General features: G+C 55.0%; 21 protein-coding genes and 1 tRNA gene. 15 read left to right on the top strand and 7 right to left on the bottom strand.

The features are described 5' to 3' along the window. Positions 1–85: 85 nt before the first annotated feature. Complete coding sequence (atpD, locus tag MKZ35_RS02205) at positions 86–1,591, bottom strand: F0F1 ATP synthase subunit beta (RefSeq protein ID WP_482511590.1); 1,506 nt, start codon at positions 1,589–1,591, stop codon at positions 86–88. Positions 1,592–1,868: 277 nt separating this feature from the next. Between atpD and MKZ35_RS02200 the strand changes: the two genes are divergently transcribed. The 4 genes from MKZ35_RS02200 (at position 1,869) to pth (ending at position 4,610) form a co-directional block, all read left to right on the top strand. Then, positions 1,869–1,941 (top strand) — tRNA-Gln (locus MKZ35_RS02200). Positions 1,942–2,130: 189 nt separating this feature from the next. After that, a complete protein-coding gene (locus MKZ35_RS02195) occupies positions 2,131–3,060 on the top strand; it encodes a ribose-phosphate pyrophosphokinase (protein WP_482511589.1) in 930 nt (309 codons plus the stop codon). Positions 3,061–3,314: 254 nt separating this feature from the next. Further along, complete coding sequence (locus tag MKZ35_RS02190) at positions 3,315–3,890, top strand: 50S ribosomal protein L25/general stress protein Ctc (RefSeq protein WP_482511588.1); 576 nt, start codon at positions 3,315–3,317, stop codon at positions 3,888–3,890. Between the two features lie 156 nt (positions 3,891–4,046). Then, a complete protein-coding gene (pth, locus tag MKZ35_RS02185) occupies positions 4,047–4,610 on the top strand; it encodes an aminoacyl-tRNA hydrolase (RefSeq protein ID WP_482511587.1) in 564 nt (187 codons plus the stop codon). Between the two features lie 111 nt (positions 4,611–4,721). Here pth and metG read toward each other — a convergent pair whose 3' ends face one another. Next, positions 4,722–6,764: a methionine--tRNA ligase gene (gene metG, locus MKZ35_RS02180; RefSeq protein WP_482511586.1), complete on the bottom strand. Its 2,043-nt coding sequence runs from the start codon at positions 6,762–6,764 to the stop codon at positions 4,722–4,724. 219 nt (positions 6,765–6,983) lie between these two features. On the opposite strand from metG, the gene MKZ35_RS02175 reads away from it, so the two are divergent. After that, positions 6,984–7,610, top strand: coding sequence for a hypothetical protein (locus MKZ35_RS02175; RefSeq protein WP_482511585.1), 627 nt, complete (start codon positions 6,984–6,986; stop codon positions 7,608–7,610). A gap of 88 nt (positions 7,611–7,698) precedes the next feature. Here MKZ35_RS02175 and MKZ35_RS02170 read toward each other — a convergent pair whose 3' ends face one another. The 3 genes from MKZ35_RS02170 to msrB all read right to left on the bottom strand — a co-directional run bounded on the left by MKZ35_RS02170 (position 7,699) and on the right by msrB (position 9,700). Continuing rightward, on the bottom strand, positions 7,699–8,064 hold the full coding sequence (locus tag MKZ35_RS02170) for a hypothetical protein (protein ID WP_482511584.1): 366 nt from the start codon (positions 8,062–8,064) through the stop codon (positions 7,699–7,701). Between the two features lie 73 nt (positions 8,065–8,137). Next, entirely contained in the window at positions 8,138–8,932 is a 795-nt protein-coding gene (locus MKZ35_RS02165; RefSeq protein WP_482511583.1) for a DUF3050 domain-containing protein, read from the bottom strand. 210 nt (positions 8,933–9,142) lie between these two features. Beyond that, positions 9,143–9,700 carry a peptide-methionine (R)-S-oxide reductase MsrB gene (gene msrB / locus MKZ35_RS02160; protein ID WP_482511582.1) on the bottom strand — a complete coding sequence of 186 codons (558 nt, stop codon included), beginning with the start codon at positions 9,698–9,700 and terminating at the stop codon, positions 9,143–9,145. 197 nt (positions 9,701–9,897) lie between these two features. On the opposite strand from msrB, the gene typA reads away from it, so the two are divergent. The 5 genes from typA to MKZ35_RS02135 all read left to right on the top strand — a co-directional run bounded on the left by typA (position 9,898) and on the right by MKZ35_RS02135 (position 16,947). Next, positions 9,898–11,706, top strand: coding sequence for a translational GTPase TypA (gene typA, locus MKZ35_RS02155; protein WP_482511581.1), 1,809 nt, complete (start codon positions 9,898–9,900; stop codon positions 11,704–11,706). Between the two features lie 130 nt (positions 11,707–11,836). Then, positions 11,837–12,217 (top strand): hypothetical protein, encoded by a 381-nt coding sequence (locus MKZ35_RS02150; protein WP_482511580.1) that lies wholly within the window; start codon positions 11,837–11,839, stop codon positions 12,215–12,217. Between the two features lie 22 nt (positions 12,218–12,239). Further along, positions 12,240–13,103 carry a YqjF family protein gene (locus tag MKZ35_RS02145; protein ID WP_482512250.1) on the top strand — a complete coding sequence of 288 codons (864 nt, stop codon included), beginning with the start codon at positions 12,240–12,242 and terminating at the stop codon, positions 13,101–13,103. 111 nt (positions 13,104–13,214) lie between these two features. Then, the gene (locus MKZ35_RS02140; RefSeq protein ID WP_482511579.1) at positions 13,215–13,838 is read left to right on the top strand and encodes a hypothetical protein; all 624 of its coding nucleotides are present in this window, start codon (positions 13,215–13,217) and stop codon (positions 13,836–13,838) included. A 361-nt stretch (positions 13,839–14,199) separates the two neighbouring features. Further along, positions 14,200–16,947 (top strand): DUF7948 domain-containing protein, encoded by a 2,748-nt coding sequence (locus MKZ35_RS02135; protein WP_482511578.1) that lies wholly within the window; start codon positions 14,200–14,202, stop codon positions 16,945–16,947. On the opposite strand, the gene MKZ35_RS02130 is transcribed toward MKZ35_RS02135, so the two are convergent. Continuing rightward, positions 16,884–17,771: a TrmH family RNA methyltransferase gene (locus tag MKZ35_RS02130; RefSeq protein WP_482511577.1), complete on the bottom strand. Its 888-nt coding sequence runs from the start codon at positions 17,769–17,771 to the stop codon at positions 16,884–16,886. The two genes, MKZ35_RS02135 and MKZ35_RS02130, sit on opposite strands and share 64 nt — an antisense overlap. Before the next feature lie 186 nt (positions 17,772–17,957). Between MKZ35_RS02130 and MKZ35_RS02125 the strand changes: the two genes are divergently transcribed. The 5 genes from MKZ35_RS02125 to MKZ35_RS02105 all read left to right on the top strand — a co-directional run bounded on the left by MKZ35_RS02125 (position 17,958) and on the right by MKZ35_RS02105 (position 22,249). Further along, positions 17,958–19,490 carry an ATP-binding protein gene (locus MKZ35_RS02125; RefSeq protein WP_482511576.1) on the top strand — a complete coding sequence of 511 codons (1,533 nt, stop codon included), beginning with the start codon at positions 17,958–17,960 and terminating at the stop codon, positions 19,488–19,490. A gap of 20 nt (positions 19,491–19,510) precedes the next feature. Beyond that, on the top strand, positions 19,511–19,921 hold the full coding sequence (locus MKZ35_RS02120; protein ID WP_482511575.1) for a response regulator: 411 nt from the start codon (positions 19,511–19,513) through the stop codon (positions 19,919–19,921). A gap of 305 nt (positions 19,922–20,226) precedes the next feature. Next, positions 20,227–21,138, top strand: coding sequence for a hypothetical protein (locus tag MKZ35_RS02115; protein WP_482511574.1), 912 nt, complete (start codon positions 20,227–20,229; stop codon positions 21,136–21,138). A 43-nt stretch (positions 21,139–21,181) separates the two neighbouring features. Beyond that, on the top strand, positions 21,182–21,907 hold the full coding sequence (locus MKZ35_RS02110; protein ID WP_482511573.1) for an endonuclease III domain-containing protein: 726 nt from the start codon (positions 21,182–21,184) through the stop codon (positions 21,905–21,907). Positions 21,908–22,048: 141 nt separating this feature from the next. Then, a complete protein-coding gene (locus MKZ35_RS02105) occupies positions 22,049–22,249 on the top strand; it encodes a hypothetical protein (protein ID WP_482511572.1) in 201 nt (66 codons plus the stop codon). Positions 22,250–22,255: 6 nt separating this feature from the next. On the opposite strand, the gene MKZ35_RS02100 is transcribed toward MKZ35_RS02105, so the two are convergent. After that, positions 22,256–23,686, bottom strand: coding sequence for a patatin-like phospholipase family protein (locus MKZ35_RS02100; RefSeq protein ID WP_482511571.1), 1,431 nt, complete (start codon positions 23,684–23,686; stop codon positions 22,256–22,258). Between the last annotated feature and the right edge of the window lie 25 nt (positions 23,687–23,711).

The raw sequence follows: 23,711 nt of genomic DNA, 5'->3' as shown, positions 1-23,711 counted from the left end.
TGAGGGGTTAAATGGTTGGTCGTTCAATGAGTAAATAAGAACAATCAACTATTTAACCCTTCAGCCATTCAGCCAGTTAAAACAATTACTTTGCTTCAGCAATCAGACGCTCACCTTTCGCAACGGCATCCTCGATAGTACCAACGAGGTTGAATGCCGCCTCAGGTAGGTGGTCGTGCTTGCCATCGATGATTTCATTGAAGCCACGAATGGTGTCTTTGATATCAACCAACACACCTTTCAGGCCCGTAAACTGCTCAGCGACAAAGAAAGGCTGCGACAGGAAACGCTGTACGCGACGAGCGCGGTTAACGACCTGCTTATCCTCCTCCGACAGCTCATCCATACCCAGGATGGCAATAATGTCCTGAAGTTCCTTGTAGCGCTGCAGAATCTCCTTCACGCGCTGAGCGGTGTTGTAGTGCTCCTCGCCCAGAACCTCAACCGACAGAATACGTGAAGTGGAGTCCAGTGGGTCAACGGCAGGATAAATGCCTAGCTCAGCAATTTTACGCGACAATACCGTCGTCGCGTCCAAGTGAGCGAAGGTGTTAGCCGGCGCTGGGTCAGTCAAGTCATCGGCAGGCACATATACGGCCTGTACCGACGTGATAGAACCCCGCTTGGTAGAGGTAATCCGCTCCTGCATGGCGCCCATTTCGGTGGCCAGCGTAGGCTGATATCCTACGGCCGAAGGCATACGACCCAACAGAGCCGATACTTCGGAACCCGCCTGGGTGAAGCGGAAGATATTGTCAATGAAGAACAGGATGTCGCGGCCTGAACCGGTACCGTCGCCATCGCGGAAACTTTCAGCAATAGTAAGACCCGACAGGGCTACGCGGGCACGGGCTCCGGGCGGCTCGTTCATCTGACCGAACACGAGCGTAGCCTGCGACTTGGCCAGCTCCACTTCGTCTACTTTCGAGAGGTCCCAGCCGCCTTCTTCCATCGAGTGCTTGAACTCAGCGCCGTAGCGGATGATGTCCGACTCTATGAATTCGCGGAGCAGGTCATTTCCCTCGCGGGTACGCTCGCCCACACCAGCAAACACCGACAGACCCGAATAGGCCTTGGCGATGTTGTTGATCAGCTCCTGAATCAGTACGGTTTTGCCTACGCCAGCACCACCGAACAAACCGATTTTGCCACCTTTTACATAAGGTGCCAGCAGGTCAATTACTTTGATACCGGTGAAGAATACTTCCGAAGCCGTCGCCAGATCCTCAAACGGAGGCGCCGAGCGGTGAATCGACATGGGGCCGTCGCTCTTAGGCTGCGGGATGCCGTCAATGGCTTGGCCAATTACGTTGAACAAGCGGCCTTTTACGCCTTCGCCCGTAGGCATCGAGATGGGCGAGCCCAAGTCGCGCACGATGGCGCCGCGGGACAAGCCCTCGGTCGAGTCCATGGCGATGGTGCGCACCCGGTCTTCGCCTAAGTGCTGCTGGCATTCGAGAATGATGACTTGCCCGTTTTCTTTGGTGACTTCGAGCGCGTCAAGAATGTTGGGGAGGCGCGTGTCATCACCGGCGAAGCTTACGTCCACTACGGGACCAATTACTTGGGTGATTTTGCCGTTATTCGCCATTGGAGGTCTTTATATAGATGGGTGGCACCGTTTTCAGGCCGCAAAACTACGGCTTAATCCCGGCTTTGCCAAAGCCCCCGCGAGCGGAAAGTTCGCGCGACGCTGAAGCATTGAAAATCAAGCACTCAGGGAGCTTTAAACTCACTATTTGCCCCCCAGCTTCAGAATTCATTGAAAAAATATTTACTGTTTGTTGAAAAAATATTCACTGAGAATTTGCCTCGAATTATTCACCTCGTACATTTGCACACCCAAACAGCAACGCTGATGGGAATTTTGTCCGATGGTGTAACTGGCAACACGCTTGATTTTGATTCAAGAAAGTCCAGGTTCGAGCCCTGGTCGGACAACTACTAGTAACGCGAAAGGCGCTGATTCTTCCTCTGGGAAGTCAGCGCCTTTCGCTTTTTTGCTTTATTCGCCTGCTGTCTTTTCCGCTGGCTTTAGCTGTTTTACCTTTCCGCTTCCATTAGCCCAGTTCAGCCGTATAGCCCATCCGCCCTTCTCATTTTCCCTTAGTTCGTAATTGAATTGAACTTATGTCTCAACAGGTTAAAATATTCGCAGGCAACGCCTCGCATGAACTCGGTGAAAAAATTGCCGCTGCCTATGGCACTCAGCTCGGCGACCTAAGCATTCAGCGCTTCGCTGATACGGAGCTAGGACCCAGCTTCAATGAAAGTGTCCGGGGTTGTGCGGTTTTCCTGATTCAGAGTACGTTTCCGCCCGCCGAAAACCTGATGGAGCTTATGTTGATGGTAGACGCGGCTAAGCGTGCCTCGGCTGCCTCCGTCACTATCGTGATGCCCTATTACGGCTATGCCCGCCAGGACCGTAAGGATAAGCCTCGCGTGAGCATCGGGGCTAAAGTGGTGGCTGATTTCATCCAGAGCGTGGGCACCGACCGCCTGATGACCTGTGACCTGCACGCGGGCCAGATTCAGGGCTTTTTCGATATTCCCGTTGACCACCTCGACGGCTCAGCCATGTTTGTGCCTTATATAAAGTCGTTGAATCTGGAAAACATCATCTTCGCCTCGCCTGACGTTGGGGGCGTGGTGCGTACGCGCGCTTTTGCCAAACGCTTTGGGGCCGAGATTGTGGTATGCGACAAAACGCGTTTGCGAGCCAATGAAATTGCCTCCATGCAGGTAATTGGCGACGTGACCGGCCAAGACGTTGTGCTAGTCGATGATATTGTGGATACGGCCGGCACTATCTGCAAGGCGGCGGAATTACTACTGGAGCGTGGTGCACGCTCGGTGCGCGCTGTTATTACGCACCCCGTGCTCAGCGGCCCGGCCCACGACCGGATTCGCAACTCGGTGCTCGAAGAGCTGGTGGTGTCTGATACTATTCCATTGCGGCAGGAGAACTCAAAGATTCGGGTGATATCTCTGGCTGACTTGTTTGCTCATGCTATCCGCAATGTGGTGACGCATGAGTCCATCAGCTCGTTGTTTACTTAGAACCCAAGCCAAAAATAAATAAGAACCGTTCGTAGACAGAACGTCATGCAGCGCGCAGCGCAGCATCTCGCGTGCTGATGTGAGGTTACTAATCCTGTTAAACATGCGAGATGCTGCGCTGCGCGCTGCATGACGTTCTCTCAGCCTGATAAGCAGTATCATCGCCTGTTTTTTAATTGATCAATCTAAACCTTATCTTTGCGGCCCCATTGACTGATGGGAACACAGATTACTTTTTCCAAAAACACTTTTTTATGAAAAGCTTAGAGATTGTAGGGTTTAAAAGAGCGAATCTCGGCAAGAAAGAGGCAAAGCGGCTGCGTCTTGATTCTTATGTACCGTGCGTAATGTACGGTGCAGGGGAGCAGGTACACTTCTCGGCTCCTGCCATTCTCTTCCGCGAATTGCTGTACACGCCTGAAGTACACATCGTTGATTTGAACGTAGAAGGCACAATTTACCGTGCTATCGTGCAGGAGGCGCAGTTCCACCCCGTGAACGAGATGCTGATGCACGTTGACTTTCTGCAGCTGCAGGAAGGCAAAGAAGTGAAGATGGACATCCCCGTAAAATACATTGGCACTTCGCCCGGCGTACAGCAAGGTGGTAAGCTGATCTCGAAGCTGCGCAAGCTGAAGGTGAAGGCGCTGCCCGAAAACCTGCCTGACTATGTAGAGGTGAACATCTCGGACCTGGAGCTAGGCAAGTCTATTAAAGTAAGCAAGGTGGAGCCTACTAACTACGCCATCCTTACCAATCCCCTCGCTCCTATCGCCACGGTGGCTATTCCACGTGCGCTGAAAGGTGCCATGGCTGGTGGCGACAAGTAAGTCTAATTCACGGATTTTGTAATCCGTTCTATCACCTAAAGAAAAGCCCCCAGAATATTCTGGGGGCTTTTCTTTAGGTGATATTGAGCACAGAAATCAGATTGATTATTCCCTAAATCTGTGCAGTCCGACATATCCGATTTAATCCGTGATTCAATGAAATACTTGATTTTATGCCTTGGCAATATTGGTCCCGAATACGCCGATACTCGTCATAATATCGGCTTTATGGTGGCCGATTATTTGGCGAATAAGCATGATGGTCGGTTTGAAATAAATCGACATGCGTTTGTGACAGAAATCAAGCACAAAGGCAAAACCTTCGTGTTAGTAAAGCCTACGACTTACATGAATCTGAGTGGCAAAGCGGCAGCTCATTATCTCACTAGTCTCAAGCTGGAAAAAGAGCAGATGCTGGTCGTGACGGATGATCTGGCGTTGCCTTATGGCAAATTGCGCTTGAAGAGCAAAGGCTCGGCCGGGGGGCATAATGGGCTCAAGTCTATTCAGGAAACCCTCGGCACGGATGAATACGCCCGCCTGCGCTTTGGGGTCGATGCTAATTTCTCCAAGGGCCGGCAAGTGGATTATGTGCTCAATCCTTTCTCAGCCGACGAGCAGATTGACTTGCCCTTGCGCATCGAAAAAGCTGCGGACGCGGTGCTGGCGTTTGGAACCTTGGGTGTTGAGCGGGCTATGAATGTGGTCAATGTGAAGTAGCGCGGAAATCTGTTCCGCGTCGAGCACCGCGAGAGACAACGTGTGTGCGCAAATGGCGCGATACCGACTTCTCACTCTGCTCGACGCGGAACAGATTTCCGCGCTACTGTTTTACATCACTCCGCTGCCGGGCCTTACCTGCTGACCGGGCTGCATGAGTGCCAACGAGCCGTCGGCGTTTTCGGCTAGCAACAGCATGCCCTGCGACTGAATACCTTTTATCTCTCTAGGGGCCAAATTTAGCAGCACCAACACCTGCTGCCCAACCAGTGCTTCCGGAATAAACGATTCCGCAATACCACTCACGATGGTGCGCTGCTCCAGGCCAGTATCCACGGTGAGCTTGAGGAGCTTTTTGGTTTTAGCAACTTTCTCGGCGGCAGTGATGGTGCCCACGCGCAAATCCATGCGGCTAAACTCCTCAAACGACACATTTTCCTTGACTGGTGCCGTAGTTGCATTGGCCAACTCATTCGCTTTTTTAGTGTCGAGTAATTTTTGTACCTGCGCCTCCACCGTAGCATCTTCTATCTTTTCAAAGAGCAGAAAAGCATCACTCAATTGATGTCCGGCAGGCAGCGCATCAGGGTTGCCAGCGGCAGCCCAGGGGCCTTTTTCAGTGTTTAACATACCAGCCAGACGTGCGGCAGTATTGGGCAGAAAAGGCTCCATTAGTGTAGTAAGGCTGGCCGTAATTTGCAGGGCAATATTAAGGATGGTTGCTACCCGTGGCTCGTCTGTTTTTATGAGTTTCCAGGGCTCCGTATCCGCCAAGTATTTATTGCCCAAACGCGCTAGGTTCATCAGCTCATTCAGCGCATCGCGGAAGCGGTAATTCTCGATAAGCTGGCCAACGCGAGTTGGAAAATCAGCTAATTGCTGAAGCACGTCCTGGTCAAATTCGGTCAGCTCATTACGCGTCGGAATTTGCCCCCCAAAGTACTTGTGCGTGAGCACCACGGCACGATTTACGAAGTTGCCGAGCGTGGCTAAAAGCTCGTTGTTGTTGCGCGCCTGAAAATCTTTCCAGGTAAAATCGTTGTCTTTATTTTCGGGAGCATTGGCACACAAAACGTAGCGCAATACATCGGCGCGGCCCTCGAAATCCTGTAAATATTCGTGCAGCCACACAGCCCAATTGCGCGAGGTGGAGATTTTGTCGCCTTCCAGATTCAGGAATTCGTTAGCGGGCACATTATCGGGCAAAATATAATCGCCATGGGCCTTGAGCATGGCCGGAAATATGATGCAGTGAAACACAATATTATCCTTGCCGATAAAATGCACCAGCTTCGAGCCGCTGTCCTTCCAATAGGTTTCCCAGGTTTCGGGCAGCAAGTCTTTGGTAGCGGAAATGTAGCCGATAGGCGCATCAAACCATACGTAAAGCACTTTGCCTTCCGCGCCTTCTACCGGCACGGGCACACCCCAATCCAAGTCGCGGGTGACGGCGCGGGGGTGCAGACCCTGATCAATCCAGGATTTGCATTGCCCGTACACGTTGGCTTTCCAATCGTTTTTGTGGCCTTCCACGATCCACTCGCGCAACCAGGGCTCGTATTGGTCAAGAGGCAAATACCAGTGCTTGGTTTCACGCAGCACGGGGTTATTGCCGCTAAGCATGCTGCGCGGATTAATTAATTCGGTGGGGCTTAGCGAAGTTCCGCACCGCTCGCACTGGTCGCCGTAGGCGTTTTCGTTGCCACAATTAGGACACGTACCGACGATGTAGCGGTCGGCCAAAAATTGGTCTGCTTGCTCGTCGTAATACTGCTGCGACGTTTGCTCAATAAATTTTCCTTCTTCGTAAAGCTTACGAAAAAAACCACTCGAAACTTCGCGGTGCGTAGCAGAGGAAGTGCGCGAATAAATATCGAACGACACACCAAAATCAAGGAAAGAATCCCGAATTAGTGCGTGGTATTTATCTACTACTTGCTGGGGCGTGACACCTTCTTTCTGCGCCCGAATGGTAATTGGTACGCCATGCTCGTCGGAGCCGCAAATAAACTTTACATCGCGACCGGCGCTGCGCAGGTAGCGCACATAAATATCGGCCGGCAAATAAACACCTGCCAAGTGGCCAATATGCACCGGACCATTGGCGTAAGGCAGAGCGGCAGTAACGGTATAACGCTGAAATTCAGATGACATAAGAAGAAGCTAAACCAAAGAAGTAATCAAAGGAGAGTAGCCAGAATGCCGTAGCAGGCTAGCGTATTTTTGCAAAGGAAGGTTTAAAAACAAGGACATGACTGCTTTATAAAAGCATAACATTTGGCAACTAGTAAATACAGCTATATTTGAGTGAATAGGTCGAATAATTCTACTGATATTAAAGGCCACGTCTCCAACCCTTCACCTGCTTCTATCATGAAAAAAACCGAACAGGAGAAATCCGCTAAAAAGACCAAAAAAGAGCCTACTCCGAAAGTGCCCAAAGCGGAGCGCAAAACGATGAAAGAAACCGTTCGCGCAACCGATTCACTGAATGACGGCAGGGCTGTTAAGAAAGCGGATCAGAAAAAATCGCTCAAGATAGCAGCTAAGCAACTTGAGAAAGAGCTGGACACTCGCATGAATGAAGTGGTAAAACGTATTCGCAAAGAAACGAAAGCCAAGCTGAAAGATGTGGTAAAAGAAGCTACGCGGCGTTTGGACCAAGAGACAGAGCGTATGTTTGAGGAAGCATTGCACACCATCGTACGGCACTACGACTCGGCCGATACCATTAGTATTGCTCCTGCTGAGCCCTCCAAACCGGCTACGCAGCCTACGAATCGCAATCGAAAGTCTGCCCCCCGGCCGGCCGTAACACTGAACAAAGATGGCAGCCCGCGTAAAAGTCAGGCTACTACAGCAGGCACTACTGCTGCGGCTTCCGCAAATCGAAATAGCAGAGCAGCTACTAATGCACGCAAGCCCAGCACTGGCCAGCGTAAGCCAGCCGAGGTTAAGACCTCAGCCGCGGTAGCCGATTCCAACGGCGTCAGTCAGTAGCGTCATCTAGCAAAAAAGCCCCCAGCCGCTGCAAAATGCCTGGCTGGGGGGCTTTTTTGCGATTAAATCGCAAGCCGGCAGTTAGTGGCTAGGGCAAGCTAGGACGACGAATGGTATCGGCGGGGGCACCGGGCAGACGACGCAGACGCGTTTCTGGGGTGCTGGTATTTGGGTCGTTGGTATTTACGTTTTCGATGCGCTGGCGGGCGTTGGTGCCAGCAGCCTGCTCACCCAGTTCCACCCGCCCAGGCGTAGCATCGGGTATGGCGGCGCGAGTGCCAATGCCACTGTTGTAAACGGCCTGCCGGTCGGCATCCGTACGAATTTGCGTAGGAAGTGGGGCGCGGTCTACTTCGGCCGCCTGCTCTTGGCTAGCGGTGCAAGCCGCCGCCAGAAACACTAAGCCGACAAGCCAACAAGCGCGCGAAGGCAAGCCGAAAAGATGCGTAGACATAAGTTGGAGGCCTTAATGCAGGTTCGGCGGCGAGCCTACGCTGGTAGAACGTAGCACACGGCAACAAGTTGGCTTAGCGAATGACTGGGGTTGTAGTGGCCAGCGCCTGCCGAATCGCGTCCCAAAGCGCAACGCGGGCCGTTATGCACTGCCCGGCAGCATCACTGCACTCCTGCCAGCGCCGGGAGCTGTCCTGACATAACTCGCGCACCATTTGCTGAGCCAAAGGAGTATGGACTTCCTCATCAAGCTGAATGTGACGGTCGAGGTAATAGGTGAGCGTATCGAACTTGCCCGGAAAGCGCTGGCGCAGGTCGCCTACTAAGTGGCGGAACATGGACGGAATCAGGTCTTCGCGGCCAAACGTAAAGGCAGCAGCAATGGCATGGGTTTTCTTCGAGTCGATAACCTCAAATGTGGTTAGCACAAACTGCCGTACTGAGGCCGGTGCCTCTGCAATGGCAAGAGCGGAAGTAACCGTTTCGCCCGCATCGAGGGCCGCTAGTAGCCGGTTGATGGGCTGCATATTGGCCCCACATTCCTCCATAGCCCGCAGGTACATTTCAAAATGACTGGCCGGATGACCTTCCTGGTCTACATCACTTTCTTCCTCCAACACAATCTGATTGATGAGACGGCGCGTGATGGGGTTGCCTTCCGGTACCCAAGGCACTTTCACGCATGTCAGGTCGCGCTGGAGAGCTTTTAGCAAAGACATAAAATCCCAGACGGCAAATACATGGTGCTCCATAAACAGGCGCACATCCTCCAGGGAATGAAGGCTTTGGTACACACTATGGGTCACGAGCTGCTCGCGCGCCGGGATTAGCTGTTGCTGCAAATCAGCAATAGAATTGATAGAAGGCATAAAAGGAAAGAAGTTGCGCGGCTATTGAGCTACGCGCATAGTAAATTCAGGGGGTTGGGCAGATGCATTGTGGTACGTTGGAGTCCACGAAGCAGGGTCGGACTGCTACAACACAGCGGGGGGCAAAAAGTCACCGCCAGCCCGGATAAATGCCACGGCCCACCAGCAAAGATGCTGGTGGGCCGCGTTGGGGGGCTATTTTGAGCAGAGTTACTGCTTTTTAAAGATCATTGCTGCCGAGTTCATGCAATAGCGCTGACCGGTAGGCTTTGGGCCGTCATCAAATACGTGGCCGATGTGCCCCCCGCAACGGGCGCACACAATCTCGTCGCGCGACATGCCGTAACTGTTATCCTGCTGCACTTTTACACTGGTAGCGGTAGCCGCGGCAAAGAAGCTTGGCCAGCCCGTGCCCGACTCAAATTTGGTGGCCGAGTCGAACAGCTTGTTATCGCAGCCAGCACAGTAATACACGCCTTGCTCGTGGTTATCGGCGTATTTGTTGGCAAATGGCCGCTCCGTGCCTTTTTCGCGCAATACGTTGAACTGCTCGGGCGTGAGCTGTTTGCGCCACTCTGCCTCCGTTTTGCGAACTGCAAACTCGTCGGCTTTGTTGGTCATGGGCTGAGCCGTAGGGTAGGCTTTGGCGGCGGGACCGGGTTTGGTAGCTGCCTGAGCCTTAGCGGTTGCCAGACCATCTTTTTTCTGGGAACAGGCCGTGCCCATCGTCAAAAAAGAAAAAGCCAGAATAAGGGCGTAGTTACGCATCAGGGAGAAATGAAAGAAGTGTAAATGAAACAAATGAGTAGCGCGCCACGGCGGTGGCTACTGGCACAACATACGCGGCCGGGTCTGGGTTCGGTTCGTGAGAGCGGGTGCTATTTCAGTTTCAAACAGTTAACATTTTCGTCACACTCATTTATCCGCTGACAATTACGTACCTTTGCGCCCGCAAAAACCTTTGTATGCAGAACATTCGGAATATCGCAATTATTGCGCACGTTGACCACGGCAAGACGACGCTCGTGGACAAAATCATTCACGCCTCTAAGCTATTCGATGAGCACCAGCACTTCGACGACCTGATCCTGGACAACAACGATCTGGAGCGTGAGCGGGGCATTACCATCGTTTCCAAGAACGTATCGGTTCGTTATAAGGACGTTAAGATCAATATCATCGATACCCCTGGTCACGCCGACTTTGGCGGTGAGGTAGAGCGCGTATTGAAGATGGCCGACGGCGTGCTGCTGCTCGTGGATGCCTTCGAAGGCGCCATGCCGCAGACTCGCTTCGTACTGGGCAAAGCCATTGACTTGGGCCTGAAGCCTATTGTAGTGGTGAACAAAGTGGACAAGGAAAACTGCCGCCCCGACGAGGTGCACGAGCAGGTTTTCGACCTCATGTTCAACCTCGGCGCTTCGGAAGATCAGCTTGATTTTGTGACCTTGTATGGCTCATCGAAGCAAGGCTGGATGAGCACCGACTGGAAATCAAAGACCGACAACATTATTCCGCTGCTCGACGCGGTAGTGGCTTCCATTCCTCCGGCTCCTACCTTGGACGGCACGCCCCAGATGCAGGTAACTTCACTCGACTACTCGTCGTTCGTAGGCCGTATCGCCATTGGTCGCGTACACCGCGGCACGCTGAAAGAAGGCGCCAACATGAGCCTGGTGAAGCGTGATGGCACTATTAAGAAAGTCAAAATCAAGGAGCTGCACGTATTCGAAGGCCTTGGCCGGAACAAGGTAGCTGAAGTTAGCTCGGGCGAGATTTGCGCCGTTACGGGTATCGAAGGTTTCGATATCGGTGATACGCTGGCTGATGCCGACAACCCGGAAGGTTTGGCTGTTATCAGCATCGACGAGCCCACGATGAACATGCTGTTCACCATCAACAACTCGCCATTCTTTGGTAAGGAAGGTAAGTTTGTGACCTCGCGTCACTTGCGTGACCGTTTGTTTAAAGAGACGGAGAAAAACCTCGCTCTGCGCGTGAAAGAAACCGATAAGGAGGACACATTCCTAGTGTACGGCCGCGGTATTCTTCACTTGTCGGTACTGATCGAAACCATGCGCCGCGAAGGCTTTGAATTGCAGGTGGGCCAGCCCCAGGTGCTGTTCAAAGAAGACGACAACGGCCACCGCCTGGAGCCTATTGAGCACCTAGTAGTGGACGTACCGGAGGAAACTGCTGGTAAGGTTATCGAGCTGGTAACGATGCGTAAGGGCGACCTGACCATCATGGAGCCTAAGGGTGACCTACAGCACCTGGAGTTTAATATTCCGGCTCGTGGCCTGATTGGTCTGCGTAACAACGTACTGACTGCTACGGCTGGTGAGGCTATCATGAATCACCGCTTCCAGAGCTACGAGCCCTACAAAGGCGTGATTCCCGGTCGTATTGCCGGTTCGCTGATTTCGATGGATACAGGTGCCGGCACCGCGTACACCATCGATAAGATGCAGGACCGCGGCGAGTTCTTCGTCGATCCGGGCGAGGAAGTATACGCTGGCCAGGTTATCGGCGAGCACACCCGCCCCAACGACCTGACCATCAACATCCAGAAAGGCAAGAAGCTCACAAACATGCGCGCTTCCGGCTCCGACGACAACGCGAAGATTGTTCCGAAGCGTCAGTTCTCACTGGAAGAGGCCATGGAGTACATCCAGAAAGACGAGTATCTGGAAGTAACGCCGAAGTCGGTACGGATGCGCAAGATTCTGTTGGACGAAAACGAGCGTTTGCGTTCCGCTAAGAAAATCGACTAGGAAAGCGTTTTCCGATGGTTGTTTTTAAAAAGAGGCGCGGCGCAGGCTGTGCCTCTTTTTTCTTGAAAGGCTGCGAGACACTGCTGCGTAAAGCTGCGTATATTTCCAACCCGCCTCTACCCTGACAAGTATGGATTCTGAGAACCAAAATAAGCGCGATTTGCCCGAAGTGGTAGCCGATATCCTGATTACGCTAGACAAAATAGTTGAGCGTCAAGACCGTATGGAACAGACGCAGGAGCAGATGTTGCAAACGCAGGGGCAGATGTTGCAAACGCAGGAGCAGATGTTGCAAACGCAGGAGCAGATGCGCGCGCAAATGAACGAGGGCTTCGACCGGATGGTCAACTCCTTCAACCACATGACTAACGCTGTACTGGATGCCATGAACCGTCAAACGGACCGTTACGACCGGACAGCAGACGTACAGACTACACAAGGAGCAGAAGTGCGGGAATTGAAACAGCGGGTGGAGAATCTGGAAAAAGCCGTGTATAATAAAGCCAGCTAGTTTTTACTGGCCGTAGTGTAGTATATTATCCATAAAAGGCGCGGCCGTCGGTCGCGTCTTTTATCGTTTTACGTTCCCGCGCAGGCTATTCTTCCAAGCTGTTTGTTATGGAAGCTGTACTCGCCGCTATGCCTTCTACTACACTCTCAAAATCACCGACAAAAAGCCCCCAGGCCTGCCCCTGATGCGGCAGCGGTGGAGTCAGCTGCTCTTTGCTCATTGGGCCGTTGATCCAGAGTTGTTGCGGCCTTATCTGCCGGAGCGGCTGGAGCTGGACCTGTTTGAGGGGCGGGCGTGGCTGGGCGTGGTGCCGTTTACCATGAGCCACATTCGGCCGCTGGGTTTGCCCGCCGTGCCAGGTCTCCATCATTTGCACGAGCTGAACGTGCGCACGTATGCACGCCTCGATGGCGTGCCGGGCGTGTGGTTTCTTTCCTTGGATGCCTCGCTGGCGCTGGGCGTGTGGGCGGCGCGCACGTTTTTTCACCTCCCTTACCTGCACGCCCGCATGAGCGTGATGCAAACCGGCGACACGCTGCGCGCCGCCGCCGAGCGCACGCACCGTGGCATAGCTCCCGCTGAATTCAAGGCCACCTGGAAATTGGGTAAAGTTTTACCAGCGTCGCGGCCGGGAACTTTGCAGCATTTCCTTACCGAGCGTTACTATCTGTACACGGCAGGACCTGATTTGCAGCGAGGAGTGCGCGGCAACGACCTTTGGCGCGGGAAGTTATACCATGAGCCGTGGACGTTGCGCGAAGCCAGCTTAAGCGAGTGGAAATCTACTTTGGTAGAAAGCCACGGCTTGCCTTCGCCTAGTGGGGAACCGATATTGTATGCTGCTGATACCTTGGATGTATGGGTGCGGGAGTTCAAACGAGTGTAAAACCCGGCAGTTTTGCCCCCCAGCAGATTCATTATAATGCGAGCAGGGAATTGTGGTCAAACTTTTAAGCAAAGCCGCATACTATATAGCCGCCCCACGGTAGCTTGCAGTATGAAACACGCGTCAATTGCTGCCGGCTTCCTCGTACTGATGGCGTCAGGCTGCGGCTCTACGGTGCAGGAGCAGCGGGCAGAGCCTCGTCGGGGTGAGACTATGATAGTTGCGCCAACCCCAAAAGCACCAGCCAAAATCACTTTCAGCAAGACCCTTGAGCAGGGTGATTTTACAGCCGATGTCACCTCGACCGGCGAAGGCAACCGCCGGGCGCTGGCGCTCACGGCCCGACGTGCGGGCCGGGAAATGGCTGCCATTCGTGACTCAATCGCGGGTGAAATTACGGCGGCGTTGCTTACTGATTTAAACCAGAATGAGTTGCCGGAAGCGTTGGTTTTCGTGCGCGAAACCGCAGCTAATGCTCGCGGACAAGTATACGGCTTTGAGTTTACCACGCAGGACTGGGAGCGATTTCAACTGCCAACTTTGCCCTCCGAGGCCATCTCTGGCTACCAGGGCCACGATGAGTTCACGGTGGCGGGTGCCGACCTGGTGCGCACCTTCCCCATCTACCGCCCCGCCGACGCGCCCCTGGAGCCGACGGGCGGCAAGCGCACGATCCGCTACGCCCTCGATCATACGCTTCGGCTCACGGAAGTCAGCATCGAGGACCAGCCATAACGGAGCGGGGGCTTTTTTGGGAGTAAATAGGAGCTTGCGCTAGTGTCAAGTACGTCCGCCGTAACAGCGCCTTTTGCTACGCCGCCAATGCCTGAATTGGGCCTATTAATAGCTAGTACATAAAAGTGGCGCGCTCGCTTCGTCTGCGTCGCTAACTGTCTCCACTATACCTTTATTTAGCGCTAAATTTCACAGGTCTAACACCTGCTGATAATGGGGCAGAAAGCGTCTTCTTTACTGGTTGTTTATTTTAACTTATGCGACTGACTTTTACAGTTTTACTGAGCGTTTTCACTATTCTCACCAGCTTTGCCAACGCTCCCGCACCATCGGCATTTCAGTTTGTTGCCAACGCCGGACAATGGCCTGCCCAGGTACAATATGCTACGGCAGTGCCTGGGGGCTTTTATTTCTAGAAAACAACCAGTTTACCTACAACCTGCAAGCCCTGCCAGCTGAGTACAGTCACTCGGCTGTTGGCTCGGGCAAGCCTGTGCAAGGCCATGCTTTCCGGATGCAACTGGTGGGTGCTCAAATAAAGCCCAAAACGCAGGGCCAAGAGCGACAGCCAACCTACCATAATTACTTCCTGGGCTCTGATCCTAAGAAATGGGCCACCAAGGTGCCGCTATTTGCCGCTGTGCGCTACGAGCAGGTGTACGCTGGCGTAGATATGGTGTGGCACTCGGTGGATGGGCAGCTGAAATACGACTACGAAGTAGCGCCCGGCGCCGACCCCAGCCAGATTCGGATGCGCTATGAAGGCTTGGATAAGCTAGAACTGCACGACGGGCAGCTTCAGCTCCATACTCAATTGGGGGTACAAGCGGAGCAAGCGCCCATAGCGTATCAGGTGGTGGCCAATGGGAAGCGACGCCCCGTAGCCTGTCGCTTCCGCCTGTATGACAAAGAAGTGCGGTTCGAATTAACACAAACCTACGATAAGAAGCTGCCGCTGATTATCGATCCGGCCTTGGTATTTAGCACCTATACTACCTTCTCCACGTTTTTGTCAGCTAACTCAGCGGCGGGCGACGAGTACGGCAACATGTACACGGCGGGGTATTCGCTGGATGCAACGTACCCCGTGACTATAGGGGCGTACCAGAGACAGCAGCAGGGTGAGAATATGGGTATTTCCAAGCTGGATCCTACGGGCCGCACCGTGCTATTTGCCACTTACCTGGGAGGCAACAGCTCAGATTACCCGTTAGACATGGCCGTTACAGCTAAGAATGAGCTGATCGTGCTGGCCCTCTCAGGCTCCAACAACTACCCGGTGACCACTTCAGCTTATGATAAAACCTCCAATGGAGGGCAAGACTATGTTATTTCCCGCCTAAGCGCTGATGGCACAACCCTGTTAGCTTCTACTTACTTAGGCGGGTCGGGCTACGAAGGCGGCTTTCTTTCCTCCAAGCCCGCTACCGTTACGAGCACCCCAGCGGGTGATGTATTAATAGGGGGCAATACGAACTCGCCTAATTTTCCAGTCCGCAATGCGCTGCAGCCTACACTTAGAAGCCCTAGTATATCAGGTTTTTTTGGCAACGATGGGTTTGTAACGTGCCTGGATGAGTCTTTATCTACGCTTCAATGGTCGACTTACCTGGGCGGCACAGCCGAAGATCAGGTGCACGATATCAAAGTAGCTCCCGATGGCAGTATCTACATTTGCGGCCAGACTGCCAGCGCCGACCTTTCGGTGGGCAGCACCGGGCTGAACAGTACGTATCGGGGTGGACAGCTAGACGGCTTTCTGCTGCACCTCAGTGCTGCGGGCAACACCTTGTTGGGGGGCACTTATCTGGGTACAGCCGCCACCGATCTGGCCCGCTTCATCGATTTTGATTCCGATGGGCAGGTATTGGTAGCTGGGGCTACTGCTGGCAGCTACCCCGTTACGGATGGCACATTCACCTTCCAGACGCCGAATACGGAGAAGGTTTTTGTTCATTGCTTCAATCCAGCACTAACCAGCACCATTTTCTCCACCCAGATTACCACCGCCAATCTCGGTTCTACTGGTTCCTCCACGCTGATTACGGCCTTCAACCTCGACGCCTGCAACCGCATTTATTTTTGCGCCTACGGAAGCAACAGCACCTCCCCTACTACCTCCGATGCTTTTTCCAGCGCTCAGCGCAGCATCTATTTAGCTGTTTTAAGTCCGGGCGCCCGCCGCTTGGAGTATGGCACGTATTTCGGTGGACCTGCCAACGGAGAAACGCACCTGCACCCGGCTGCTTCCAACGAAATTACAAAGCAGGGCGTGCTGTATCACATCGAATGCACAGTTGCTACAACCTTCACGACGACGCCAGGCACTTATTCTCCCACCAAAACGGCAGGTAGCTCCAATAGCGGAGCGGCATTCAAGTTTAATATGCTGCCTGCGGGTGCTTCCCTACCAACGCTGACGGCCGCCCTGCCTCCGGTACCGGCAGGTTGCGCGCCCTACACCGTTCAGTTCAGCAATGCCGGCAGCGGGGCCGAAACGTATGAATGGGACTTTAGCGACGGTAGCCCCATAGAAACAACGGCAAGCCCTACTCACCGCTTCGAGCGGGGAGGCAACTACCAGGTGCAACTCACTGTGACTCGTACGGGTGGTTGTGGACCCAAACGCCTTACTGTTACTACCACTGTTAGAGTAAATTCAGCGCTCGTGGAGCGTCTCGACTCGCTGGACTGCCGCGCCCAGCTCACGCTGGATGCCGGCATGATAAGCAACAAATATGAGTGGTCGACGGGGGAAACAACGCGGTCAATCATTGTAAAGACGGCCGGCACTTATCGGGTAAACGTGACGACAAATGCTCCCTGCCCTACTACTATTGTCTTCACCATACAGCCCGCCGGGGAGCGGAATATCTTCAACGTCATTACGCCCAACGGCGACCGGCGCAACGACACTTTTGTGCTACCCTCGGAGCTTGGTATTCCGGAGCTGCGCATTTTCAACCGCTGGGGCCGCGAGGTGTACCAGAGCGCGGCCTACCGCAACGAGTGGCAAGCCGAGGGCCAACCCGCTGGCATCTATTATTACCAGGTGAGCCAGCCGCAGTGCGCCCTCACGCTGAAAGGCTGGGTGGAGGTTATTCGCTGAAATCCAAGCAAGGCTTCAATTTTGCCCCCACGCTGGCGCACGGCCTCAAACGTCATGATGGCCGTACAGGTGCTCACGTTGAGCGAGTCGATGTAGCCGGCCATTGGAATCTTGATCTGGGCATCGGCCGCCGCGAGCCACTCGTCGCTGAGACCGGTGGCTTCGGTGCCCATCACGATGGCGCTGGGGCCGTTGAAGTCCATGTTGGTGTATAACTCCGTGGCGGCGGGGGTGGTGGCGTAGCTGCGAATGCCATGTTGGCGCAGCCAGGCAACTACCTCGGCGGTAGGAGCGGCTACCACTTGGTTGGTAAACACACACCCGATACTGGCCCGAATCACATTGGGATTATACAGGTCGGTGCGCGGGTCGCACACGATAACGGCATCGACGCGGGCCGCGTCGGCAGTACGGAGCACGGCGCCCAGATTGCCGGGCTTTTCCACGGATTCCAGAATAATCAGGAGCGGGCTGGGGGGCAATTTCAGGTCGGTGAGGACGCGGCGCGGTGGGCGGGCCAGGGCTAGTATGCCGTCGGAGCCTTCACGGTAGGCGACCTTTTCAAACACCGCCTTCGATACCGTGAAATACTCTGGGCGGGGGGCAAATAACGTCTCCAGCTCCTGCTGCCTCGCTGGCTCAGTCAACTCTGGGCACACAAACAACGTGGTGACTTCTACGCCGGCTTGCTGAGCAATAGTCAGCTCGCGGTAGCCCTCAATGATGGTCAGGTTTTGCTGCCGGCGCTCAGCGGGCTTTTGCTGCAAGCGCAACAGGTTCTTGATGCGCGGATTCTGGGGGCTGGTAATCGGGTCGGGGGGCATTTTTTCCGGGTAAAGACGAACAAGGAGCAACCCCAACCCGCAGGGCAGTTGGGCTAGCAAAGGTATAGCCTACACGAGGCAATAAGTAGCTGCTGACTTTCATCCTCAAACGTAAAAGTGCGAGCTTTACGCGCCGGCTTAGGCTGCCAGTAGTCCTCGTTCATTCCCCATTCACTCTTACATAAGGTGCGGCTGAATCTTAACACCAAAATCAGGCTGGGCTTTGGCATTGCGCTGGTTGTGCTGCTGCTTACTTCCCTGCTGGCTTACCTGAGCATTCAGCAGGTAGCTTATTACACCAATCGGGTGGAGCACACCTATAAGGTATTGCAGCACACTACCGACTTGCGCACCCAGATGCGCGATGCGCAGGGCGCCATCCGTGGCTACTTGCTGCTGGGCGACAAGTCGTATCTGAGTAACTATGACACCCTGCTGGACGGCGTCCACAGCAACTACGAAGGCTTGCGTCATCTTACCTTCGACAATCCGGACCACCAGCGCCGCCTGGATACGCTTGGGACCCTCATGGCGCAGGAAATTTTATTGCTGGATGCTTGGCGACAGCGCCCATCGAGCCCCTACGCGGCCCGCGACCTGGTGCGCGACGACCGTCGTCTGCTGGACCAGATTCGGACAGTTATTGCGCGAATCAAAACCTCGGAAGACCTGCTGCTGCGCGAGCGTACGCGCTACCGCGATATTTGGGAGCGCACTGCGCCCCTGGCCATTATTGGGTCGGCGGTGCTGGCTTTTCTGATTGTACTCTGGCTATTTAGCCGAATTGTGCAGGAGCTCAAGGAAAAAGAGCATCTACAAGCTGAGCTGGCCGCCGTGAACCGCGCTACCACCCAACGCATTCAACTTATCGAAAACCTGGCGGAGCAGGTAGTGCTCGGCGATTATACGGTAAAAATCCGGGATAAAGAGCAGGATAGCCTCGGTAAGCTGGCTGGTTCCCTCAACCGCATGACCCAAACCCTGGACCAGACCTTCGAGGCGTTGAGCAAGCGAAATCTGGAGCTGGACCAGTTTGCCTACGTGGCCTCCCACGACCTGAAAGCGCCTCTGCGCGGCATTGGGGCGCTGGTAAAATGGATGGAAGAGGAACCGGCGCACGAGCTATCGGCGCAGATGCGCCAGTATCTGACGATGTTGAAGGGGCGCCTTACCCGCCTCGAAGACCTTATCAACGGCCTGCTGGCGTACGCGCGCGCCGGGCGTGCCCAGCCGCTCCCGGAGCAGGTGGATGTGCGTGAGCTGGTAGCGGAAGTGGCCGAAATGGTAGTTCCGCGTGGGTTCACCATCGATTTGCCCCCCAGCCTCCCGCCCTTCCTCACCGACCGCCTTAGCCTGCAACAGGTATTCACTAATCTGCTCAGCAATGCCGTAAAGCACCATCACAGCGTTCAGGGCCACCTGCGTATCGGGGTTCAGGAGTTGAAGAAAGAGTATGAGTTCAGCGTAACCGACGACGGCCCCGGCATCGCGCCGGAATACCACGAAAAAATCTTTCAAATTTTCCAGACCCTGCGCGACCGAAACACGGCGGAGAGCACCGGCATCGGGCTCAGTATCGTTCGCAAGACTATTGAAGAATATAAAGGCAGCATTCGGGTACAGTCGGTAGTCGGTCAGGGTACTACCTTTGTGTTTACGTGGCCCAAAACCCTGGCTCCTGCTTCGTTGGTAGCAGCACCAGCCGCGAACCTCATTTAGTATCTGTTTATCAAGCACCTATGCGTTCTGTCCTCCTGGTCGAAGACGATTTCTTTGATACGATGATTGTGGAGAAGTCCTTCGCCAAGTTCAGCGTGCAGCATAAGCTCTACACCGCCTTCAACGGCCTCGAAGCGCTGGATATGCTGTTGGGGCACAATGGACAGGAGGCAATCGAGCCGTTGCCGGAGGTAATTTTGCTGGATTTGAACATGCCTAAAATGAACGGGCACGAGTTTCTGGAAGAGCTGCGCGGTCAGCCCAGGCTGCGCGATATTCCAGTATTCATCACGACCACCTCAGCCATGGACGTAGATCGGCTAAAAGCCCAACACATGGACGTAGCGGGCTATATTTTGAAGCCCATCGACTTCGAAACTTCTACCGATATGGTAGACAGTCTGAGCTTGCTGGAGAAGCTGCTGAAGTAAAGCCAGCGCCACAGAAGTCAGAGTGCAGATAATTGCCCGTATCAACGCAAGGAGATGCATGGGCAGCCAAGGCTTAAAAAGTAAATAGCCATTTCGCGCGCCGCCGACGCAACGCTTCAGAGGTTGTTAGGCTCTTGTGTGTAAAAGCCCCCTACGCCTATTTTTCCCGCCTTTTAGCGGATAGCCTCGGCTGTAATTGCCGATGAATAAATCTTTTGGTGGGGGGCTTTTTCGGCATACTAAATCGTCGCCGTCTGTAGTTTTCTGAGCCTATCCTGCTGTCCACCTTACCGCCTTTTGCCCGCATGACCAGCCGTTTTTTCCTTCTGGCTTTCCCCCTGGTGGCCCTGTTCTCCGCGCCTGTGGTAGCGCAGGATGCGCCCCGCGAGCTTAACACGCGCCCCCAGCCTGCGGCCCCAGCCCCCGCGCCCGCCCGCGCTACTCCTCCCTCTACGGTCAATACAGCTCCCGTCCTGCCCGACTCCGTGCGGGCCGAGCAGCAGCGTCGCCGCACCGCCGCGCCGCCCGTCGAAACCACTCGCTTTGCCGTGGGCCTCAAAGACGGCCGCGTGTTTCAGGCCTATGATGTTGAAACCAAGCAGCCTATCTTCGGGAAGGCCTTTTTGCTGCTGGATGGGGAGCAGCGCTTCGATCTGAACACCGTTAGCTACTACGACGACGAAACCGGTCACTACGTGCGCACGGTGCTGCCGGGCCGCTCTACCCGCGAGGCCACCCTGCGCCGCGACCGGGTGGGCCGCATTAGCCTGTACTCCATTACCAACACCCAATACGCCGGCAACTCGCCGTATGGCTACAACCCCTACGGCTATGGGCGCTACGGCGGTTTTGGGGGCTTTGGCGGCCCCATGTACCGCACCACCAAAACCGAGTATTTCAGCAAAGACAATGGCCCGATTGAAGACCTGAACCTGCGCAACCTCAGCATTGCCACCTCCGACTTCGCCGCCAGCCGGGGCTTGCTGGAGCAGGCGCGCAAATACCAGACTTACAGCACACTGAGCTACGTGGCGGCCGGCGGCCTGGTGGCGGCGGGCTTATTTGCTTCGTTTAATAATTCCTCGGGTGGGCGGCCCAGCATCTCAGCGCTGACGTACGCGAGCATACCGTTGTTTATTGTGCCGCTTATTATGCAGGGCAAGCAGCAGCGCAATATCCGGCAGGCTATTTCACTCTATAATCGGGGGAATAACTAAGCGGCGGCAACCTCGGCGGGCCTGGCTTGCGTAGGCGATACTTGTGGAAACCCTCGCCCCGAATTTGCCCCCCGACTACGCCGCCCGCCATGCCAAAGCCTTGCTGGTGCACGAGCGCCTGTGCGCCGAGTACGGGGCGCCCTTTCGCTTTTTCAGCTCCAAAGACCCGCTTAGCGAGCTAATCAGCGCCTTGCTTTCGCACCGCACCCGCAACCAGGAGTCGCATAAGGCATACCAGCAACTGGTGGCCCGGTTCCCGACCTGGGAAGAAGTGCGCGACGCGCCCACCGAGGAAGTGCAGGCCGCCATCAGTCCCTGCACCTGGCCCGAGCAAAAAGCCCCCCGCATTCAGGCCGTGCTCCGCGAAGTCAGTACGCGCTGCGACGGGCCTTGCGACCTGGAGTTTCTGGCGGAGGTGCCAGTTACGGAAGCGCGGGCCTGGCTGGAGTCTATTCCGGGCGTGGGACCCAAAACCAGCGCCGCCACCCTGCTATTCAGCACGTTGCGCCTACCAGCTATGCCCGTCGATAGCCACCACCACCGCGTAGCCCAGCGGCTGGCGCTTATCGGCTCTAAAGTAGGCACGGAGGCTGCCCATGCTCTGCTAGCCGAACTTTTGCCCCCCGATTGGTCGGCGCAGCAGGTGTACGACCACCACGAGGCCCTGATGTTTCATGGGCAGAAATGCTGTTACTTTAGCGCGCCGGCCTGCCAGCGCTGCGTAGTGCTGGATCAGTGCCCGTTCGGGCAGGCGCGCATGAGCACTTGAGAACGTCATGCTGAGGAATCGAAGTATCTCTACCGCTATCGTCTGATTACTAATTCAACGAAGCGGTAGAGATGCTTCGATTCCTCAGCATGACGTTCTTTTATATAAATTCCAAGCACCAACAGCCAAGCAACAACTCCCATGAAACCAACCTACGGCGTACCCGCAATCTTTTCCTTCTTCATTCCCGGCTTAGGCCAGCTCATCAAAGGTCAGATTCTCAAGGCCTTCCTTATCTGGGCCGTAGGCGGCGTAGTGGGCTTTTTGCTTGCCTGGACGCTTATCGTGCCGTTCCTGATCTGGGCCTGGAACGTGTACGACGCTTATAATTCGCCCGCTTAGCGCAACTCAGGCGGCCACGGGCGCGGGCTTGGCCGGCTCACTGTGGTGCTCTACGTGCTCTTTGCGGTCGCGCTCCATCTGCTCGGACTGGGCCAATACTTCCAGCTTTTTGCGGCGCAGCTCTTTGTAAGCTTTCCAGTCGAAGCCGCGCAGAAAAGCCACTGCCCCGCGCACACCCACCCGAAACAAGGCCCGCATCTGCTCGGGCTTCATCTCGAAGTCGAGCCAGTTGTAGCCTTTCACATCGAGGCAGTGCACCAGGTGCTTGTAATCGGAGTTGTGCTGAATAAAGTCGAAGTCATATTGGGTGCGGGCCGCGTCGAAAATAGCCCCCAGCAGCTGCACGAAGGACTTGGTGGGCTGTACGCTGTCGCGGTCCATGCCTAGCTTGACGCCGAAGGTGGGTGCCTCGGGCATACTGTGGGCATTGTGAAACAGATTGATGGGAAAGTTGGACATAATACCCCCGTCAATGAAAAGCACCCGCTCGGGAATCGCTCCCGTGTAGCCGCAGTCCACCCAGGCCTGCTTGTAGCGGTCCTGCTCCGGAGTCGGGGTCCGATCCGGGCCGGAGCCGGGAATCTGGTTGATTTCAAACGGCTCAAAAAACAGCGGAATGGACATGGACGCCCGTACCAGGTTGGCCGGGTGCGTCTGCTCAGGGTCGCGCCAGTACAGGCCAGCCATCTCCGGAAAGATGGCCTTGGTTTGGGTGCTGATGTCGGCCGCCACAATAGCCACCCGCTCCAGCGACTGCGGATTATAGCTACTGATCGAGCCATCCGCCATTTGCCGCCGCAGCCCACCGGGGGGCAATTGAAGGCGCAATTTTTTCAACTCGGCTATGCTGGAAATATTTTTGTCATCCAGTAGCTGCCGCAGCCACTCCTGAAAATGGTCGCCGGGATTCAGGCCCTTCCTATCACGCAGATTATCAATTACCTGCAAGCCACTCACGCCCAGCTTACCCAGGTCAATACGGTTGCGGACCCAGGTACCGAGGCCGCCCCCGCCGCGGGTTTCGGCCCGGTCGAGCAGGTCGGCGATGAACTCTTTGGCGTCGTGGTCGCCGTCTACGAAGTCGTAGAAGTTCTTATTGGCCAGCTGCGTGATAATCCAGTCGGTGCTGGCCTCGTGGCGCGGACCGGCCGCCGCCATCAGCAGGGCATTAATAGAGCCCGCCGACGTGCCGCCCAGCCGCAAAAACCGAATGCCGGCCTGCTCCAGAGCGTACACGTAGCCCACCAGCGCCACGCCCAGCATCCCGCCGCCCTCCATCACCAAATCCACGTACTGATTGCCCTGCTGGTCGGTCACGTCGGAAATAGCCCAGTTAGGAGTACTGGTAATAAACGCTTTCAGCCCCTGCATGGAGGCTGCTACTTCCCGGTCGGCGGTGAAATACTCCGAGCGTAGGGTTGATGGGTTCGTGCTCATAGTAGGTTGGTTTGATAATAAGTAG

It is taken from the genome of Hymenobacter sp. R533113 (assembly GCF_056835965.1).
Note: the sequence above shows the minus strand (reverse complement) of the source record. Positions and strands in the feature narration are given on the sequence as shown.

Bases quoted from the DNA above. Each gene is read 5' to 3' on its own strand.
- atpD (WP_482511590.1), bottom strand. From the start codon at position 1,591: ATGGCGAATAACGGCAAAATCACCCAAGTAATTGGTCCCGTAGTGGAC.
- MKZ35_RS02195 (WP_482511589.1), top strand. From the start codon at position 2,131: ATGTCTCAACAGGTTAAAATATTCGCAGGCAACGCCTCGCATGAACTC.
- MKZ35_RS02190 (WP_482511588.1), top strand. From the start codon at position 3,315: ATGAAAAGCTTAGAGATTGTAGGGTTTAAAAGAGCGAATCTCGGCAAG.
- pth (WP_482511587.1), top strand. From the start codon at position 4,047: ATGAAATACTTGATTTTATGCCTTGGCAATATTGGTCCCGAATACGCC.
- metG (WP_482511586.1), bottom strand. From the start codon at position 6,764: ATGTCATCTGAATTTCAGCGTTATACCGTTACTGCCGCTCTGCCTTAC.
- MKZ35_RS02175 (WP_482511585.1), top strand. From the start codon at position 6,984: ATGAAAAAAACCGAACAGGAGAAATCCGCTAAAAAGACCAAAAAAGAG.
- MKZ35_RS02170 (WP_482511584.1), bottom strand. From the start codon at position 8,064: ATGTCTACGCATCTTTTCGGCTTGCCTTCGCGCGCTTGTTGGCTTGTC.
- MKZ35_RS02165 (WP_482511583.1), bottom strand. From the start codon at position 8,932: ATGCCTTCTATCAATTCTATTGCTGATTTGCAGCAACAGCTAATCCCG.
- msrB (WP_482511582.1), bottom strand. From the start codon at position 9,700: ATGCGTAACTACGCCCTTATTCTGGCTTTTTCTTTTTTGACGATGGGC.
- typA (WP_482511581.1), top strand. From the start codon at position 9,898: ATGCAGAACATTCGGAATATCGCAATTATTGCGCACGTTGACCACGGC.
- MKZ35_RS02150 (WP_482511580.1), top strand. From the start codon at position 11,837: ATGGATTCTGAGAACCAAAATAAGCGCGATTTGCCCGAAGTGGTAGCC.
- MKZ35_RS02140 (WP_482511579.1), top strand. From the start codon at position 13,215: ATGAAACACGCGTCAATTGCTGCCGGCTTCCTCGTACTGATGGCGTCA.
- MKZ35_RS02135 (WP_482511578.1), top strand. From the start codon at position 14,200: ATGGCCTGCCCAGGTACAATATGCTACGGCAGTGCCTGGGGGCTTTTA.
- MKZ35_RS02130 (WP_482511577.1), bottom strand. From the start codon at position 17,771: ATGCCCCCCGACCCGATTACCAGCCCCCAGAATCCGCGCATCAAGAAC.
- MKZ35_RS02120 (WP_482511575.1), top strand. From the start codon at position 19,511: ATGCGTTCTGTCCTCCTGGTCGAAGACGATTTCTTTGATACGATGATT.
- MKZ35_RS02115 (WP_482511574.1), top strand. From the start codon at position 20,227: ATGACCAGCCGTTTTTTCCTTCTGGCTTTCCCCCTGGTGGCCCTGTTC.
- MKZ35_RS02105 (WP_482511572.1), top strand. From the start codon at position 22,049: ATGAAACCAACCTACGGCGTACCCGCAATCTTTTCCTTCTTCATTCCC.
- MKZ35_RS02100 (WP_482511571.1), bottom strand. From the start codon at position 23,686: ATGAGCACGAACCCATCAACCCTACGCTCGGAGTATTTCACCGCCGAC.